The sequence below is a fragment of the Paenibacillus sp. LT-B23 genome (genome assembly GCF_059417685.1).
The window spans coordinates 204,133-223,424 of sequence record NZ_JBSQBM010000004.1 but is presented as its reverse complement, the minus strand read 5'-3'; the positions used below and the strand labels follow the sequence as shown (position 1 = coordinate 223,424).

Annotated in this window: 15 protein-coding genes; 4 read left to right on the top strand and 11 right to left on the bottom strand. The window is 44.3% G+C overall.

What is annotated here, in order from left to right:
• Positions 1-55: 55 nt before the first annotated feature.
• Both ACWXW9_RS07815 and ACWXW9_RS07810 read right to left on the bottom strand, forming a co-directional pair.
• A complete protein-coding gene (locus tag ACWXW9_RS07815; protein WP_494928930.1) occupies positions 56-1,642 on the bottom strand; it encodes a GH25 family lysozyme in 1,587 nt (528 codons plus the stop codon).
• 196 nt (positions 1,643-1,838) lie between these two features.
• Entirely contained in the window at positions 1,839-2,900 is a 1,062-nt protein-coding gene (locus ACWXW9_RS07810) for a YeiH family protein (RefSeq protein ID WP_494928929.1), read from the bottom strand.
• Between the two features lie 118 nt (positions 2,901-3,018).
• Here ACWXW9_RS07810 and ACWXW9_RS07805 point away from each other — a divergent pair, with 118 nt between their 5' ends.
• Together ACWXW9_RS07805 and ACWXW9_RS07800 are read left to right on the top strand one after the other, a co-directional pair.
• Positions 3,019-3,906, top strand: coding sequence for a LysR family transcriptional regulator (locus ACWXW9_RS07805; protein WP_494928928.1), 888 nt, complete (start codon positions 3,019-3,021; stop codon positions 3,904-3,906).
• 139 nt (positions 3,907-4,045) lie between these two features.
• Positions 4,046-4,483: a SpoIIAA family protein gene (locus tag ACWXW9_RS07800; protein WP_494928988.1), complete on the top strand. Its 438-nt coding sequence runs from the start codon at positions 4,046-4,048 to the stop codon at positions 4,481-4,483.
• A gap of 163 nt (positions 4,484-4,646) precedes the next feature.
• Here ACWXW9_RS07800 and yqeK read toward each other — a convergent pair whose 3' ends face one another.
• From yqeK to ACWXW9_RS07760, 8 genes are all read right to left on the bottom strand, one after another.
• Positions 4,647-5,267 carry a bis(5'-nucleosyl)-tetraphosphatase (symmetrical) YqeK gene (yqeK, locus tag ACWXW9_RS07795; RefSeq protein WP_494928927.1) on the bottom strand — a complete coding sequence of 207 codons (621 nt, stop codon included), beginning with the start codon at positions 5,265-5,267 and terminating at the stop codon, positions 4,647-4,649.
• 347 nt (positions 5,268-5,614) lie between these two features.
• Positions 5,615-7,192 (bottom strand): glycoside hydrolase family 43 protein, encoded by a 1,578-nt coding sequence (locus ACWXW9_RS07790; protein WP_494928926.1) that lies wholly within the window; start codon positions 7,190-7,192, stop codon positions 5,615-5,617.
• The gene (locus ACWXW9_RS07785) at positions 7,158-8,162 is read right to left on the bottom strand and encodes a pectinesterase family protein (protein ID WP_494928987.1); all 1,005 of its coding nucleotides are present in this window, start codon (positions 8,160-8,162) and stop codon (positions 7,158-7,160) included. Before ACWXW9_RS07785 ends, ACWXW9_RS07790 begins: the two co-directional genes overlap by 35 nt.
• Before the next feature lie 26 nt (positions 8,163-8,188).
• Entirely contained in the window at positions 8,189-9,073 is an 885-nt protein-coding gene (locus tag ACWXW9_RS07780) for a dienelactone hydrolase family protein (RefSeq protein WP_494928925.1), read from the bottom strand.
• Positions 9,074-9,121: 48 nt separating this feature from the next.
• On the bottom strand, positions 9,122-10,483 hold the full coding sequence (locus tag ACWXW9_RS07775; RefSeq protein WP_494928924.1) for a glycoside hydrolase family 28 protein: 1,362 nt from the start codon (positions 10,481-10,483) through the stop codon (positions 9,122-9,124).
• Between the two features lie 346 nt (positions 10,484-10,829).
• Complete coding sequence (locus ACWXW9_RS07770) at positions 10,830-12,350, bottom strand: extracellular solute-binding protein (protein ID WP_494928923.1); 1,521 nt, start codon at positions 12,348-12,350, stop codon at positions 10,830-10,832.
• Between the two features lie 28 nt (positions 12,351-12,378).
• On the bottom strand, positions 12,379-13,002 hold the full coding sequence (locus tag ACWXW9_RS07765) for a YesL family protein (RefSeq protein WP_494928922.1): 624 nt from the start codon (positions 13,000-13,002) through the stop codon (positions 12,379-12,381).
• A 21-nt stretch (positions 13,003-13,023) separates the two neighbouring features.
• Positions 13,024-13,995, bottom strand: coding sequence for an ABC transporter permease (locus ACWXW9_RS07760; protein ID WP_134913510.1), 972 nt, complete (start codon positions 13,993-13,995; stop codon positions 13,024-13,026).
• A 268-nt stretch (positions 13,996-14,263) separates the two neighbouring features.
• Here ACWXW9_RS07760 and ACWXW9_RS07755 point away from each other — a divergent pair, with 268 nt between their 5' ends.
• Positions 14,264-15,148, top strand: a complete 885-nt coding sequence (locus ACWXW9_RS07755) for a carbohydrate ABC transporter permease (RefSeq protein ID WP_025684616.1) — start codon at positions 14,264-14,266, stop codon at positions 15,146-15,148.
• Between the two features lie 31 nt (positions 15,149-15,179).
• Here ACWXW9_RS07755 and ACWXW9_RS07750 read toward each other — a convergent pair whose 3' ends face one another.
• Entirely contained in the window at positions 15,180-17,441 is a 2,262-nt protein-coding gene (locus tag ACWXW9_RS07750; RefSeq protein ID WP_494928921.1) for a helix-turn-helix domain-containing protein, read from the bottom strand.
• A 220-nt stretch (positions 17,442-17,661) separates the two neighbouring features.
• Between ACWXW9_RS07750 and ACWXW9_RS07745 the strand changes: the two genes are divergently transcribed.
• Positions 17,662-19,164 (top strand): GDSL-type esterase/lipase family protein, encoded by a 1,503-nt coding sequence (locus ACWXW9_RS07745; protein ID WP_494928920.1) that lies wholly within the window; start codon positions 17,662-17,664, stop codon positions 19,162-19,164.
• Positions 19,165-19,292: the final 128 nt, after the last annotated feature.

Sequence of the window (19,292 nt, the reverse complement as noted above, 5' to 3'; positions counted from 1 at the left end):
TCCTCGCCGATCCTATACCGGATTCGCGAGGATTTACGGTCGTCACAAGCTTCTGCTATTCAATATCTCCTGCCAGCGAAGAACGGAGTTCATCTATCGTTCCATTGAATTCATTCAAATCCACATTACCACGGATACCCGGAACACTGCCTGTGCTACTGTACTGCCAGGCCCACCAGTTGTTCCAGGCTGGAACTGCAGTCGGCTTTTGAGTAGTGCTGTATCTGGCTACCCACAGTTTATACATAGAAAATGTAGGATCAAACTTGGAAGCAAAAACATTGCCTGTATACACGATCGGCATACGTCCGGTAAGCTTCTCCGTTTCGTCCAAAAATGCATGAGCCACTTCACTAATTTGCGCAGGAGTAAGACCTTTGGGATTATTTTCATAATCCAACACTGGCGGCAGATCCAGCCTGCCTCCTGCTGATTCTAAAGCCCTGGCAAAATTAGCTGCTTCCTGACGAGCACCATCCGTAGTTGTCGCGTTCAAAAAGTGATAAGCGCCGACCAGTATGCTGGCATCCCTCGCTCCCTGAACATTGGCTAAAAATTGATTGTCTTGATATGTTGTCCCCTCTGTAGCCTTGATGAAAGCAAATGTCTTGCCTGCGGCCGCAACTTGTTGCCAATCTATAGTTCCATTATAGTGGGAGACATCGATTCCTTGAGCATGTCCGTCGGAAGAGATGACAGACTCAGGTACGATCGTATCGGGGGCTATAGTAGATGTAACAGGCGCGGTAGATGTTAGCCCCACTGTTTCATCTGATTTCCGATCCAGCGCTATGACAATCTTGCCGTCACCCGCATTTAGCACATGGAAAGGTTGGCTACTATTCAGGTCAACCACAATACGTACCGCCGCGGGACTTGTGCTAAATAAAGAGTATCTTACTTGTGAAACATCCGGATCATCTGTTACAGGGAAAGCCCCTTGTCTCGTATTGTCCAAAGGTAGAGAGGCTTGGAACTCATCGGAAAACCTAGAACTAGGTATGTCTACAACGATGCGGTCTGCATGGGTCAACGTAGTGACTTTAGGACTTACTTTTCCATTCACCGTAATTGCCAATTGATGATTCATGAAGCTGATTTGGTCTATCGTGGCACGTGTACTCTCTTCTGCATCAGTTACAGTATTAGTTATAGCCTGAGTACCAGAATCAGAGCTTCCCTGGGAAGACTCGCTACTTCCGTTTGAGTCAGGCGGGGAAGTCAGAAACACCGTTTTTACCTTGCTGTTCCATGTCACATTAAGCCCAGTCTGTTCAGATACAAAACGAAGAGGAACATAAGTTGTTCCGTCTGAAAGTAATGGAGCTACCGTCAACCCCATTTGATGACCATCGACAGTGGCTATAGTTTTATTTACCTGAAGACTAAGGTGATGATCTCGATCCTGTATAGTTACGGTGCCCGTCTTGGCCTTCCAATCCACACTATAACCTAATTCCTCCACAATGAGACGAAGAGGAACTAATATGTTGCTTTTGACTTCCTGGGTCTGAATTCCCTTCCCAGCACTTAAATCTTTACCATTCAGTTCAATATGTGAACTTGAAGACGTAGCGTGAGTTTCCCCTGGAAATCCCCATAAAAACAGAAATAAAAAAGCCAAAAAACAAATTTTCTTCATTATGTACCCTACCATTCTATAAATTTTCACTTATGAAAATCTTGCAGCCTAGTATCTCAAAACCCGCTATTTTGATAGACGCAAATTATATGTAAAAGTTACGGATAAGTCATCACATATCTTAATCTTATCATTAGCAGCACTAAAAAGTCTCTGCCGGCTACATAGCGAGCAGAGACTTCTTTGGTATCTTCATTCACACTGTTAAAAATGTTAAGCCTGCAAGAATGACCGAGGTGATGGACAATACCAGTAAAGGAAGCACCGCTTTTTCCCGCAAGGCCTTAAAGCTCACATTCAGCCCCATGCCTACCATTGCCATCGTTAGCATAAATGTGGTGATATGAGAAAGTCCATTCATCAGACCCACTGGAACTACGATATATTTTCCAAAAACATAGCTGCCAATCAAACTTGTGATGACAAACCCAATGAGAAACCAGGGGAACTCCATTTTCGCATCCGAGTGGATCTTCCCGGTTCGCTTCATCCAGTACATGATCATAAAGCTAAGCGGTATTAGCAAAAAGACACGGCCCAATTTGGCTAGCAAGCCAATCGCGAGAGCATCCTGTCCGGCAGGCTCGGCAGCTAAAGCCACATGTGCAATTTCATGCAAACTGATGCCTGACCATATTCCATATTGCATATCCGTCAAAGGAAGCCAAGGCCGAAGCACAGTAAACAAAATGGCAAATACGGTTCCAACCAAAGCAATGAGCCCTACTCCAATAGCCGTATCCTCATCCTTGGATTTTAACAGGGGAGAAACTGCCGCAATTGCTGCCGCACCGCAGACACCTGTTCCGATACCGAGAAGAAGCGAGAGCGAAGCATCTGCTTTAAAGCGCTTGGCCAGCCACATCGTAAACAGGATGGAAAATACGACGGTGCCCACATCACGCAGGAGCAAGCCCATACCATGATGAATGACAACATCCATATTGAGCTTTAGCCCGTACAATACGATAGCCCCTCGCAGCAATTTTTTAGCCGAAAACTCAACCCCTGAGCGTAAAGCTTCGGGATATCCCCACAACTGTCGGTATAAGATAGCGAGAAACATGGCGCAAGCCAAAGGGCCTACATAATGAAAGCCAGGTATTTCGTTCAGACCATACCCCATGAATGCAAATATCATGGTCAGTCCAATGCCTAAGATACGCTGGATAAAGCGATTTCGGTTAGAGTGTGGGGAACGCTTTTGTGGAAAAACGGAACTTAATGAACATTTCATGTGCTTTATGTGACTGCTCATGGTGAATACCTCCAATTCTATCTTCATAAAGCTTAATATGTATTTTGTCATAAGAAAAATAAATCATTATAATGGTATCCATAAGTAAATAGGTATGATAAAAATGGAGGAGTTGGCTTTGGATCAATCTTTAATCGTATTTGTTATGGTCGCGGAGAAACAAAACTTCACACGAGCTGCCGAAGAGTTACACATGACCCAGCCTGCCGTAAGTCAATACATTCAAACGCTGGAGCGTACCGTAGGAGCCCGGCTTCTGGAGCGGAGTAATAAATATGTGCGTTTAACCAAAGCCGGTGAAATTGTATATCACCATGCTCAGGAAATCATCCGTCTCCAAACTCGAATGCAGTATTTGGTGGACGAGCTGATGAATACGGCAAAAGGCAATCTATCCATTGGCGCAAGCTACACATACGGAGAGTATGTACTGCCGCATGTGATTGCGCAAATGAGAAGTCAATATCCGCTCATTCAGCCCTCCATTAGCATCGGCAACACTCAGGAAATCGAAAGATTGGTGATTAGTAATCAGCTGGATGTAGGGATTATTGAAGGACAATTTCAACATGACCATTTGTATATTGAACCGTTTGCAGAAGATGAAATGTATATCGTCGTTCCACATCATCACCGTTTGGCTGGTAAATCTCAAGTGAGTTTAACTGAGCTGCAAGAGGACATATGGATTCTGCGCGAAGAAGGCTCTGGAACCCGGGAAGCGGCGGAAAAGATGTTTGCACGATTTCAGTTTGTCCCTGCTCATATTATGAATTTTGGCAGCACCCAGATTATTAAAGAGTCTGTAGAAGCAGGCTTGGGCATTTCTTTGCTGTCACAGTGGACGATTCAAAAGGAACTCACCTTGGGCACTTTAAAAGTGTTGGATATAAGCGGCTTCCCGGTCGTTCGGAAGTTCTCTTTTCTGACTCCTTCTGAGGTATTTGAAACGAAAGCGTCCTCTGTTTTTTTAGAGGTTTTGCGAGGTTATAATGTGAAAAGGTGAACAGGTACAGCTTTCAAGCCCATAAAAAAAGCACCCCGGAAGGCGCTGGGCTTACTCGAATATATCCTTGGATGCCCCTTCGAGCTCTTTTAATAAGGCTCTTTTCGTAAATAATGTTGCTTTATTACGTAAGAATTTTATCCTTATTGATTTTGTGAGGTTTTTACGCATAATTGTAACTAAGGGAGATGGTTCCAAGTTGAGTAAACCTAATATCAGCACAACAGTTTCAGGAGTTTTAATTGTTACCCATCTAATTGGCAAGATTAAAACAGATGATGTTAATGAATGGTTTAATGGCTTCGAGCAAGCTTGTCAGCAATTCATTTCCGAGGGTCGGAAATACAAATTGTTGGTGGATAGAAAAGGATACACGCCAGATCATTTTTCTGTTCAAAAAGCATGGAAAGATAAGTTCTTCAATGAAACCATTTTGAATCACAGCAAGGCAATTGCGTTTCTCCTTGAAGAAGGGGAGATAATGAATTATTTACAACAATCCAATACAAAAGAATCCGTAAAATTTTTTGATAATTATGAACAAGCATTGATTTGGTTGAATGAATATCCAATATAAAACCTTTATTGAACCAGTTGCTCTTAATCAACTGGTTTTTTGATGCCCGTAATGTTGCTGTTGTCATAAAATTCACTTGTTACAAGCTTCCTACACCATTGTTTTTCTTCGCAGATTCTTGTCTACACAGATTGCCAGTTCATTGTGAGTCAGCAACAATATTTCAGAAAAGAGCCTTTAATAAAGACTGTCTGGCTTCTAATAACCAAGGATGTACAACCTTCATCTTTTCTTTATTGCTCCACACATGGTTTAAATAAATCATAATCGCTTCATCCAACAAATGATCGTTCACATTCTTCCTTATCTCTTGTACAAAAGGCGCAGCGTGTGCCTGATCCCATGACAATTTATCTCCTATAAATAAAATCTTATCCAGCAGACTCATGGACTTCCGCAGCGTGGTATGACATTCAATCGCATCCAGCAGCATCGGATCCGTTCGTCCAAAAATCTGAATAGTCATCTCTCTGGACAGCTTTTGGTGCAGGATATACGGAAATGCTAATTCTTCTTCTAAAATGGGGATATGTAATGCCTGTGCTACAGCTACTTTATCTTCATTGGGAATGATAGTACCTATATCGTGCAGCCACCCCGCTCGTTCAGCTATGACTGGATCAGCATGAAATTGTAGAGCCAGTGCTCTGGCTTCATGGGCTACCTTCGTACAATGCACCCACGTAGCTTCAGCGTTATGTTTGTTGAAGAGCTTCTCTACGTCCAAAAAAAGATCCCCGGAAAATTCAAGCCCTGCAATGTAATGATGTAACACGGAATTCATGTATTATTCTCCCTCTTCGCTTATTCCGTTGATTTTACTATAAAATGTACATAACGCGCCACTGCGCAGGTAAATGGTCTTCCCATCGCTGTTGCTGCTTGTAGAGCACTATTCCGGCTACTCCTTTTTTATGTATATTTTTCGTTCAGCTCATATCATGAAAAAAATCCAAAAGCCCCTTGCTTGAAAGCAAGGGGCAGCAAATCCCGCTCCTTCGATTCCATCGGATGACTTCAGTTGCTTAAACAACATGTGTTGCACTTATATGTTATAGCGGCGGCCCGCCTGCTGCAATCATCAAAAAGCACAAAATGTTGGATAGACAACACAATCGTTATATTGCTATTTTAAGAGGATAGATGGTCTTGCCCATGATACAGAAAGTGGCTAAAATCGGCGTAGCTCCCTTGAAATTGTTGCATGTCGTGGGCGGCAATCCCTACAAAATTCCCTGTAAATCCACCTGATAAAAAGCTGATATTTTGCTTTTCAAAAAGCGGAGTCCAGGCGGGTTCATTCCCGAGATGGTAATAAAACTGTCCTTGGGTTGCATGGACTTCTACAGCCAAATGTACAGGAAAATCCTCCAGAAGCGTAATCGCATGGGGAACTAACGTGAATGTATCTGCTTCACATCGCATTATGCGCAGCACTTTCCCTTGTCCCTCTTCATAACTGACATAGGCATACAGATAATTTTCATCATTTAGATACAGCAGGAGCCCCGCCATTTGCAAATAGCTTACGGGTTGATATTCCAGTGCCGTTTCCACCCGAAAATGATGATCAGTTTGCCGAATGGCGAGCACGTGATGCTGAAACAGGCTTTGAATGGATTCTCCAGCCAGAATTCGGAGATAGCCCGGACGCTGGCTCAGTGAGCACCAACGGTCATCCGCCAATATACGCAATGTGTTCCACGTTTTATTTAAAACGGGTCCCTCGAAAAAGTCTTCGAATACAAAACTGCGCTTCTGCCCTGCCGTGAAAGTGGTTCCGATAGGTGCAGGTACTTCTAATTGCGGTGTATGGCCCCCTGCCGTTAATCGCAACCAGCCTTCATCATTCCAGTACACGTACTGTAAGGCCGTTTCTCGCCCTAAAATAGCATATTTCCCTTCCAACGGACGTGTACATAAATGAGCCATATACCAATCGCCATCTGGCGTCTGCACGAGACTGCCATGTCCTGCACATTGTAACGGGAAATCAAGTTGATCACGTGACGTAAGCATCGGATTATGTGGGTCCACTTCATACGGCCCGGATATCTGCTTCGAGCGAGCTACAGTAACTGCATGTCCTGTACCCGTTCCACCTTCCGCAGTAATAAGGTAATAATATCCGTTTTGCTTGTAGATATGGGGGGCTTCTGTCTTTTTCAAAGGCGTGCAATCAAAAATTTTCACAGGCTCACCAATCAGTCGTTGCTGCCTGCTATCATATTCCTGCATGACAATACCTGAAGATTTATTGCTGTCCAACATACGGTAATCCCACAATGCATTCAATAGCCATTTACGTCCGTCCTCGTCATGAAATAAAGACGGATCGAATCCACTACTGTTAAGATAAACCGGGTCCGACCACGGTCCATGGATCGTAGGCGCCGTCATCACAAAATTATGAACATCCTTGAACGGGCGTCTGGTGCTCTTCACATCCGTATAGAGCAGATAAAAAAGGTTATCCGCGTAGCTCAGCTGTGGCGCCCAAATGCTGCAATTTTTCGGGTTTCCTTTTAAATCAACCTGATCCGTTAAAATATCCGTACAATGCTCCCAATGGGCCAAATCTTTGGACTGATACACCCGTACTCCCGGCAGCCACTCAAACGATGACACGACAATATAGTAAGTATCCTCGACTCGTACAATACACGGATCGGGATTAAAGCCTTTTAATATGGGATTTTGGATCATCATGAGAAATTGCTCCTCCTTGCTTCCAAAAAGTGTCTCCACCAAAAACCTGCTCCTTGCTCCACGCTTCTGCGCCTGCTTCAAAACAACCCGCCCACGGAACACGCTGCCTAAGCAACGAGGCAACATCGGATACACCATACTCCTGATAGCAAACCGTTTTCTCATTTGCAGAATCGTCCCAATTGTCCCAACCCCGTGGATCAATATGTTCGCCCATTTTACAATCCACAAATACGGTCTTGGCATACTCACGCCACGGCCGCCCCAAAAATACCGGAGTAATATCAGGCTCTGCGGTTAAGTAACATTGGTTGAACACATAGCCATGTGCTTGTCCCTGGGGAGTAGAGGCGGCTGTGACATAGCTCGTTTGGTTCTCATGATGGCGCAAACTGCGAATTTCGCAATGTTCAAAATAAGCTGTCGCCCCGCCAAAAATAAAATCGACCGTGCCCTCGATATAGCAATGCTGATAGAGCTGGCGATAGTGCGCATGATGCTCTTTCAAATGAATGCCGCCAAACTTCAGCCGTTCTTTCGGTGCCGGAGGCAGGGGGCCTGTAAATAACGTATCCTGATGCCCGCGAAAGGTACAGTTTCTAAAAACCGTTTCATCACAATGAGCATAAACCGCAACAGCCTGCCCAATGGCTTCTCCCTGTCCAGCCGTGTTGGAAATGATGAGATTTTCCAGGATCAAATGATTGCCGCCTAAAAATAAAGTGGGAGTCGCAAAGGTTCCTATTTCCTCGCCTGCCTCATCCAACTCCCTGGCATACCGATGCATTCGAATGTCTACATGTCCGATGCCTATGATATGAAGATACGAGCGGTAGATCCGCACTTCTTCCTCGTAGGTACCCGATAAAATATACAGCGTTTCCATTTCATTGGAAGGCGACTGCTCCAATGCAGCAATCGCCTCTTGAATCGTATGGAAATCACAAAAGGATTCTTTCCCTACCAGCATGGTTGCCCCAATCCTTTCATTTGGATTTACAAGTATTCGGCTAAAAATGATTGCCACGCCGTTCGCATTTCCAAAGTCTCCATATGCCCACCACCTGCAATCACAGGCTGCCAATGCTCAGAGTGACCTGCTTCCTGGTAAGCTTCCAGCAGTCCTTGCGCCAGATGCTCGACTCCTTCAATAGGACACATTCGATCATTTTGACCTGTTATGCTCATTCGTGGACGGGGAACAATCCGCTTTTGAATATCCAGCGTAGTAAAATGCTTTAACAAGCCAGGGACATAGGAATAGAAGCCATGGTGATCCAGACCCCTTTTGGTGATCAGCGTATGGGCATCTACCTGTCCGCAAATATCAATCGTGACCTGTATCCGCTCATCTAGCGCTGCCAGCCACCACGCCATCAGGCCCCCCATCGACATGCCAACCGTTGCAATGCGAGAAGCATCAATGTCCTCACGCTCACACATATAATCCACCAGACGACGGTTATCGTACAGCATCATGCCCCACAGCACTTGGCCCTGCCAGAGCATTTCCTTTACCAGCTCGCTTTCGGTTTTACCCCCGCGTTCATTAAAGCCCCACATGTCAATACAACAAGCGCAATAGCCCATGTCTGTCAGGGTTTTAGCAAACGAGGGCTGCTGCAAGTAAGGGCTGCTATGGATAAATTCCTTGCGTCCATTGGTATAATTGCCTCCATGCGAATGGTTGAAAATGACCAATGGAAACGGACCGTTTCCTTGTAATGGTGTGGCTATATAAGCTGGCACAGGCTCGATTCCGTTGATGTCCAGCAGGAGAGATTTCAATTGGTATCCCTCTTGCTCCTCTTGCTTTAGCAGGGTGGCCGTAACGAGTCGGTCTGCCGGAAGGTCACCCAATAATGCTTGCAGCTTATCCACGTTTTTCCTCCTTCTATGCCCCTCCTAAATCAGGATTTTGCAAAATCCTCAATTAAAAATATTTTGTTCAGAAGGTTGTATCGTCACTTGTTCAATCAGCTTTTCAGGCTGGTTTGTATTCTTCGAATGACAACGGTTGACTTCAACGCCTTCCCCGTTTTCAATATAAAAAGCGGGACCTTCATGATTCTCAATGGTCACCTGTTGAAAACGGATATCTCTCACATTGCCTAAATAAAAACCACGGTTGTTCATATCCTCGATCCCTGTCATCATGGCAGGACGGCCGGGAATCGCATTTTTCGCCATAGAAATATCAATATTGGAAAATGTAATTTCAGCAATATATTGTTCTGCAAGTCCGTATAAGAACCCCGCTGCCGCATGAACCTGACGTGCCGTGATATCGGAAAAATGAATCCGTCTAAAGCACGGCGTTTCATCGGTAATTGGATAGGGATTTTTGTCCCAGACATATTTGTCTTTGCCCCGGGGTCCGCAGAAATAATAGAGGTTCAGAATAAATGGACAAATCACATCTTCCATCACAATATTGCTAACGCGAATATCCTCGACGATTCCGCCGCGTCCCCGTCTTGATTTCAGACGGATGCCCCGATCCGTTTGCTTGAACACACAATTGCTGATCGTGACATTACGGATATCTCCACTCATCTCGCTGCCCAGTACAACACCGCCATGTCCATGCACCATCGTGCAGTTGGTAATCGTAATATTTTCGCAGGGAATCCGTTCCTGTGTATCCTCGGTTCCCGCTTTGATCGCAATACAATCATCGCCTACATCAATATTGCAGTTGCTAATACGAACATTGGAACAGGATTCGGGATTAATGCCATCCGTATTGGGGGAATCGGCCGGGTTAAGAATGGACACATTGTCAATCGTGACGTTGTAGCAAGCGATGGGATTTACAGTCCAACTTGGGGAATTTTTTAACATGACATCTTTAATGGTGACCCGCTGACAACGATCAAAGCTGATTAATTTCGGTCTGGGGTACTGCAACTGCTCCGGATGATTCCGATGCTTTTCCCACCACGGCTGACCATTTCCATCCAGAGTACCGCTGCCTGTAATTGAAATATTTTCGAGGTTCTGCCCGTAAATGCACGAAGCACGTACTTCTCGCTGAACGCCTTCCCATCTGGACTCCACCACAGGATAATCCTCCGAGTCGGAACTAAAGGAAAGAACTGCACCGGGGCTTACATGCAGTTCAATGTTACTTTTTAAAAAGATAGCCCCTGTCAGATACGTACCCGAGGGAACAAATACCGTTCCTCCCCCGGCATTGCTGGCCGCTTCAATCGCAGCCGCAATCGCTCCCGTTGCTAATGTCTTACCATCCTCAATTGCTCCATAATCTACAATGTTATACACTTGCATCTCGTTCTCTCCTGTCTTCGTATTTGTGAATGCGCAAATAAGGGCCTTACACCCATCATGTTTGATTAACATTGAGTAGTTTGAAACATTCATTTTGGTGTAAAGCCAAAACCATATAAGCCGAACTTAAGAGTTACCTATCGTGCCACTGCGCAGTCGGATGGTGCTTCCCATCGCCCCCGGATTTCTTATTAAAACCTCTGATCAGGGGAGAAATCCGGGGAGGTGATGCTTCCGAAGCGAGCTTTCCTACGGAAAGCTTTTAAAGCGACCGCTTCGCTTGTACAGCACCATCCCGCCTACTCCGTTTTGATGTTCATTTTTCGAGCTCGACTTATACATTTCCTTATTTTTTCGATTTCTTATACGCTTCCTCATACTCAGAGATGATCTGTGATCCACCGGAATTTTTCCAGTTCTCTACGGCTGCTTTGAATCCGGCTTCATCAGTCTCACCCATAATAAATTTGAACGTAGCATCGGTAATAATTTTTTCGAGTTCAGTTCCTTTTTCATTGGCAGTTACAGAATCCAGAGGAACGGTTGGGTCCAAAACGGCAAATTCGTTATTTTCCTTGATTAATTGATTGGCTAGTTCCTTTTCAGGGTTGGCATCTTTTAACGTGTAAGTTACTTCACTCGGTCTGGAGCTTGCAAACGGCTGTACATCTGCTTGCCACAAATCGGTGTTAATAATTCTGAAAGCTCCTTCATTATCAATGTCATAATGAGTTCCCTTGATACCACCTGTCATGTCCATAAATACTTCTTCATCAATCAAATCATTGACGAATTGAAGTAATCTCTTCAATTGAGCTTCCGTCTTCACCTCGGATTTAGGAAATGCCAGCAAACCGCCAACTCCGCTGCCCTCAGACCAAATGTGATATTTACCGTCTCCATTGGAGATTTTGTTTACAGGCACCAATTCAAGACCCTTTTGCAAGCCTTGTGACAGATTTCTCAAGTTGGTGATATCCACCATTCCCGTATAAATCCCGGTTTTCCCTTGAGCAAATTGCTGCTGCTGATCGGTTTTAGCAGTTACGGCGAAATCCTTCGATACATACCCGTTCTTATATAATTTATTAGAATACTTTAATGTCTCCAAATATTGAGGTGTATCAAATTCCGGCGTAAACTTGCCATTCTCATCTACTTTCCAGCCATTAGGTGTGCCAAAATAAGAGCTTAAGGTTTTAAAGCTGCTATAGCGAAGATCAGATCTGTCGCCAAAGCCTGTCGTATCCTTTTTGCCATTACCGTCCGGGTCATCTTCTGTAAACGCTCTCGCAACTTCGTATAGCTCATCCAAGGTCGTAGGTACTTTAAGTCCTAAACGATCCAGCCAATCTTTGCGGATAACCAAGCCTGATCGTGCCAAATTTTTCTGGAATGGAACTCCATACAGAACTCCCTCGATGGAAGCTGCATTTCTAACTTCGGGAGGTATCTTTTTTAAATTGTCATAATCGTCCAAATAGCTCCCTACATCCCAGAATAGACCTGATTTCAATGAACTTCGAACTGAAGAATTTGTCATCATCGTAAGAGTCACGATATCCGCCAATTCACCAGACGCCAGCGCTGTAGTGATTCTCTCTTCTTTCGATGCATCAGGAACCCAGTTGAACGTAATCTTGGAATTGGTGTATTTTTCAATTTTGTTCTTAATCGTGTCTGTAGGTGGAGAGGCTGTATGCAATACATTTAACCAGGTTAATTCCAGCTTTGAATTCGGATCATAGGTTTGGCTGCCTTGATCCTCTGCCCCCTTGTCACCGCAAGCAGCTAAAAAAACACTCATGACCATAAGTACGGCAAGAAGGCCCGATACTCCCTTTTTCATCGTGATTCCCTTTTTCATCGTGTTTGCTCCTTTTCTGATCGTATATTCATGCCATATCTTCCTCTTTCACCAGAACCTCTCGCTCTATTTTGCTAAACACCTGATGCGTCATCCACATCACGAGATAACCGATGATACTGACTCCGGCAAAAGTCAGAATTCCTGGGTACAAGCCTAGAATCAATGTAAAAAGCGCGACAATCGCAACAAAAAGAACAAGTGTATATTGTAAATACGAAAACCCAATCACCACGGACATTCTGATTTTCAGCTTGATCCCTTTCCAATCATAATGAGCCAGTAACGGGAAAATGTACGCCAAGGAGATGAGATACAAAAAGGCTCCAATAAGCGTCACTACACGAACATACCAGGACGAGACATTGACGATATCCACGTAGAGCACGTAGCCCACGAGGCTGTAAATTGCTCCAATGATCGCGGCTTCTTTAAAGCTTTCTCTAAAGTAATGTAAAAACGTGGAGAAAATGGCGACCTCCTCATTACCTCGAATCCATTGCCTTAAAATGCTGAGCATAGCGACAGTTGCAGGTCCCACGCCTATAAATCCCAATCCCAGGATCGTCGCAACCGTCCACAGCAAATTAAGGTAAACCAGCCGGAGCAGGCGCATGCACCATTTGTTCATGTTTTCTACAAACCGTACCATTCCGCATCCTTCCCGTCGTCATTAGTAAACGCCGTCTTCACCAAATTTCTTGGCCAGTCGATTGGAGCCCATGATCAGAATTAATCCCACCACGCCTTTAAAAAGTCCTACCGTCGTACTAAAACTCAATTGTCCATTCTTTAAGCCCGCTGTATAAATGTAGGTATCAAAGATTTCAGCAACCTCGCGGTTTAGTGAGTTCAATAGCAGATACATATGCTCAAAGCCCAAATCCAGCGTGCTACCAATTTTCAAAATTAACAACGTAATAATGACTGGGCGAATTGCAGGCAAGGTAACATGCCATGTTTTTCGGAGACGTCCGGCACCGTCCATTTCTGCTGCCTCATACAGTTGCGTATCCACGACCGTAATCGCCGACAGATAAATGATGGTAGACCAGCCAAGTTCCTTCCAGATCACTTGCCCCATATAAACGGTACGCAACCATTCCGGGGAAGTTAAGAAGCTGATCTTCTCACCGCCTAGCGCAGCAATCATTTCATTCAGTACCCCGCCGTCTACGGTTAAAAATACATAAGAAATCGAAACAATGATGACCCATGACATAAAGTGCGGGATGTAGATAATCGTTTGGATGATATTTTTAAACACACGCTTCCTGACCTCATTCAGCATCAATGCCAAAATGATCGGTAATGGAAAGAAAATCACAATGTTGAGCGCAAACAAAACCAGGGTGTTACGTAATAGCATGAAAAACGTGGGCTCGGTAAATAAACGAATGAAATGCTTCATTCCTACCCACGGGCTGCCCGTGATTCCCAGAAAGGCTTGATAATCCTGAAACGCAATGACCAAGCCGCCCATAGGGAAATATTTAAAAATAATGAAGTACACTAGCCCGGGTAAAACCATTAGGTACAGCAACTTATGTTTTTGCATACGTAAAAGATTTTCCGTCGTTCTGTTGTTCTTTTTCTTTTTCATATTCGGTTTCATGTTCGGTGCGGGGACACTTGAAACTTTCATTAGCTCGACCTCCTTCAAACGTTCCTGTATACGTTTTCAAGAGTACGTGATTTTTAGCGTTACGCATATAATCATCAAATGATAGCGTTTACAAAACCTTATATACCGCCTATTTTCCGGCTTTTCACCTTACCTAATGATTACTACACAATCTAATGATTACCCTCTTTTTTCCATGCTTAGGAGAACACCTCAAGATTTGATTATATACGGAATTCCGCCCTCTTGGTACAGTTTACATGTAAACGATTACGAGGAGGTCAAACACTTGGCGCAAAAATCGCTAAAAAAAGAATCGCTGGGCAGTCGTATTTTTACCATCGTAAATAGTACATTATTAATTCTCATTGCCCTCACTTGTCTCTTGCCTTTCCTGAATATCATCGCCAGCTCTTTTGCCTCAACCCAAGAAGTGGTAGCTAAAAAATTCATTTTGTTCCCTGTCACTTTTTCCCTGGATGCATATCGGTATATCCTGTCGACCCCAACGATATTCAGAGGACTAGGGGTTTCGGTCGGAGTGACTGTCGTCGGTACCGTGGTGAGTATGATCTTTACGGCTTTTATGGCGTACGGATTATCCCGAAGATATCTGCTTGGCCGAAATACAATTAACTTCATTGTCGTGTTTTCCATGTTGTTTAGCGGGGGGATGATTCCGACTTTCCTGGTGGTAAAAAGCATGGGGCTCATCAATTCGTATTGGTCTTTGATCCTTCCCGTGGCCATTAATGCATTTAACCTGATTATTATGCGTAACTTTTTTCAGGCGTTGCCGGATGATCTGGAGGAATCGGCCAAGATGGACGGGTGCAACGATTTTGGCATTTTCTTTAAAATTATGCTTCCGTTAGCGATGCCTTCAATTGCAACCATTTCACTTTTCTACGCGGTAGCCTACTGGAATACGTATATGCATGCCATTCTCTATATTAATGATTCCGCCAAATGGCCTATTCAGGTCTTGCTTCGCCAAATTGTAATCGTTTCCAGTGGTATGCAGGCAGAAGGAACCTCTGTGGATGTCATCCCACCTGCGCAGACGATTAAGATGGCGGTCATTGTGGTTGCAACCGTTCCTATGCTAATCGTGTATCCATTTGTGCAAAAACACTTTGTCAAAGGAGCATTATTAGGGGCGGTAAAAGGATAAGCTGCCCCTTGATTGCTAGTGAAATTTCAGCTCAATTCGCTTGCTTCATCTTACGGTATGCTCCGGGCGTGACCTGTTCTTTTTTCCGAAACGAGCGGATAAAGTTCTGCGGATTATGATATTGCAATCGCTCGGCGATTTCTTTAATCGTCATATCCGTTTCAATGAGCCACTTTTTGCCCATTTGCAGCCGATAGCCCATTAGATACTCACTGAACGTCGTACCGTATTCTTTTTTGAAAATACTGCTTAAATAATTGGGATTGTAATGAAGACGGTCCCCAATGAGTTCCAGTGACAACTCCTGATCATATTCCGCTCGGATAATGGCGGCAATTTTCTCGGAGAGACAGCGAAATTGCTGGTTGGTCTTCTCCTTCATACTTTTTACCATAGGGGAAATGACTTGCTCCACCAGCATACGCTCGATCTCTTCCGGATTACGAATGTCCAGCAGACGATGGTACAACGCATGATTGTTCTGCGTCAGCAACACTTCGATTCCTAGCAGCTGCTCCAATTGGATAAGGTTATTCACAAACCGCACCAACAGCACCTCAAAGTTCATGGAATGATTGTTCTTTGTCATTATTTCAGTCAATAAGGAATGTACGGTAAGTCGTACTTGCTCTTCATCTCCTATTCGAATGGCGTCAAACAGCTGCGATTCCATTTCCGTCGGATAATGAAGCAGCACCGGGCCTGAAATGACCGTGGAAATGTCTTCATAAAATATAATGGATTCTTTGCCTAAATTTAAACGGTGGTGCAAGGCTTGCTTACTCATCTCACAGGCTTCCTTGCTTTCTAACAAATTGTCATACGACTTACTAATGCCGATACTGATGGATACATTCAAATACTCTTTTACAGTTCGAATCAAAAGGGCGGCATCGTCCAGCACTTGCTTGTTTATTTCCTGTTCATTCTTTCCTGTAAACATTAAAATGGTCGCCTGGATGTCATCGTTCAAAATGATGGGAAGCATTCGCTGCTGCTCTGGAATGGTTTCTTCTACGATTTTGTTAATAGCCAGCAGTAAAACGTCCTTATCCGAGGGCTCCCGATCTCCCAGATTATCCAGTTGAATCAACAGGGTAATATACATTTGGTTCTCCAGTTGCGGATAGCCCAAGCGTGGCATTTTTCGTGCCAATTCCTCTGTTGAAATACGCCTGCGAAACAGGTTAAGGATCAATTGGGTTTCAAGCTGTGGCATTTCGGACTGAATGAGGCTTTCCAGGCTTTCCTTTTCCGTTACAATGCTGTCAATGGAATCAATAATCCAATCAATTTCATTTTTGGAAGGCTCATTTTTGAACGAGAAATTAGGATTTTTAGGCAGGCTGCGTTTAATTTGCTGGAATGGCTTTGTAAAATAGACGGCTATGATATACGCCACCACCACAATCAAGAGTGTGAGTACAAGTACCATCGTGATGATCCCGAATTTGGTCGTTTGGAATGCATTCGAAATCTCCTTTTTATCTAATATCGTTAAATACGTCCAGTTGTTATAAGCAGACTTGGCATAAATGACCTGCTGAGCAGGCTGATGCTTCGTTTTTTCCAGTGTCAACATGCCTGAATTGTCGGGTGTAGCCGTAGCCTCTGAAATGTGCTGAAGCTGCTGGGTGGTCAATAATTGGTCGACAGGCTCTGTTTCGTACATTAAATCGCCTTGTTTATTCAGAATAAAAACGGCCGTGTGATCCTCTGCTTGAATTGTACGATTTAACGTTTGCAACGAAATATCCGACAGCGCAATGGCTTGCTTATTTTTGGAGAATACAGGCAAAGTATTAACAAAGCGGATTCCCTTGTCTGTTTTAATCCAGAATAGCCCCTTATCCTGATGGTCGATATAGGTTTTAAATAGCTTCTCCCGTTCTGTTTTCGTCAAATAGGACAGGCTTCCATTGGATATTTTCCAGTTCTGATCCAGACTAATCAGTGAGTATTCCGTTCCTTCTAATCCCATCGTAGCAATATAATTGAGCTGCGAATTCACATTCCGATATGCTACAAAATCTTTTTCTGTAATGGGATGTTTTACGACTTCATCAAATGAACTGGTCGTACTATACGTATTAAAAGCATATTCAATCGTTTGGATTTTCTGCTCCAGACTGTTTTTGATCTGCGTCATGTAGCTTTGTTTACTGTTGGAAACTCTTTCCACAACTGAGCTAATTGTTGTAAAATAGATGTAGCTGCCGAAGCTGGCCACCAACCCTATTCCCAAAACCAGAATCGTAATAAAAATGGTGTAGAACATCCTTCCTTTTTTCATTGCGCTCCCCCTTTGGTTCTTTGCATCACACCAAAATTATAGCGCTTTCATAACAAGGTTTAAATCTTTTTTTCACGTGTGCATTTATTTAAAATACAAACCCGGGACTTCAGCGCACTTTTCAAGCAGAAATGTTAAATACCATTACATCCGCCCCATCCCGTTTTATGTACATCTGGATTAGCTTGCAGAATTCAAAAAAGGAATTTGGAGGTCACTTATGTTACACGTTGTTAGTTATAAAGAACAGATTGTAAAAGAAGAATTTCCAGTAGACACTTCCTTTCTTTCCCTCTATCCAGCAGCGGCCCACGAAGCTCGCCCTTTTATATTGGTACTGCCCGGCGGTGGCTACGAGCACCTGGCACAACATGAAGGAGAACCAATCGCCCGGTGGTTGAATGATCTAGGCATTCATGCAGGGGTGCTACATTACCAAGTTGGGGATTTTGAGGTCGATTCCTTGTTGGAGGATGTAGAATTCGCCTTAAAGTGGATTCGACAAACGCCCAAAGACTGGAAAGTGATTCCGGAGCAAGTCGGTCTGGTTGGATTTTCAGCAGGCGGGCACTTGGCCTCCATCGTAGCCACCAGAGGGGCGGAAAAACCCGATCTTCTGCTGTTGGGCTACCCCGTGATTACGTTTCATGATGCTTATACGCATATTGGAAGCCGCACTCATTTTTTAGGTGAACAGCCGACACAGGAGCAGCTTCACGCCTTTTCATCCGATCAACAAGTGACTTCACAGACCCCTCCAACTTTTATTTGGACAACAGCCAATGACGCCACTGTTCCAGTCGAAAACAGCTTGTTGCTGGCTTCCGCATTATCCAGAGAAGGCATTTCATTTGAGCTGCATGTGTTTGAGGAAGGGCGCCACGGCTTGGGACTGGCTGAGGATAACCGCGAATGCCAGCAATGGCTCGCTCTTGCGGAAAAGTGGCTCCAAAAGCATAGCTATGTTACGGAAGGACAGCGGATAACATCCAGGCTGTTTATCGCTGGCGACTCCACCGCAGCCCAAAAAGGAGCTACCGAAAAACCGATGACAGGCTGGGGCGAACACTTGCAGAGTTATTTTGACTCGTCTGTTCAAGTGAACAATCGTGCGGTTAATGGACGAAGCACCAAATCTTTTATAGCGGAAGGTCGATTGGCTCATATTGAAAAGGATTTTCGAGCCGGCGATTATCTGTTTATTCAATTTGGACACAACGATGAGAAAAAAGAAGATCCCACCCGCTATACCGATCCTGACGGGGACTATCGTCAAAACTTAATTCAATGTATCGAGTCTGCTCGGGAGCGTGGTGGAATTCCAGTGCTGTTGACCTCTGTAAGCCGCCGCCGCTTTACTACAGATGGAGAACCTGATCCGCTTGCTGTGGGAGCCTATCCCGCAGCAATGAAGCGAGTAGCGGAGGAAACCCGAACACCGCTGCTCGATATTTTTAAAGCTTCTCAGCAGCTTTATCGGGCCATGGGAGAAGAAGCGTCCAAGCTGCTATTTATGCATCTGCCTGAAAAAGCACATCCGAATTACCCCGCTGGCGTAACAGATAATACTCATTTTTCTGATGAAGGAGCGCGTCAAATCGCCAAGTTGGTCGCTGAGGCAATTAGCCAATGTGCGGAATTGCATGCCTTAAAGCAGCTCATGCGCATGGAAGGAACGAATCAAGACAGCGGTGAGAGACTCATTCATCACCTTGTCAACTGAACTCAAGAAGCAGCAGATACATGCACGAAAAACGGACTTGGGGCTAATCAGTCCGACGTCCGTTTTTTATTGTTTATTTCCGGCTCATATGATGTAACTATAGTCGCTTAAACAACATATGTTGCATT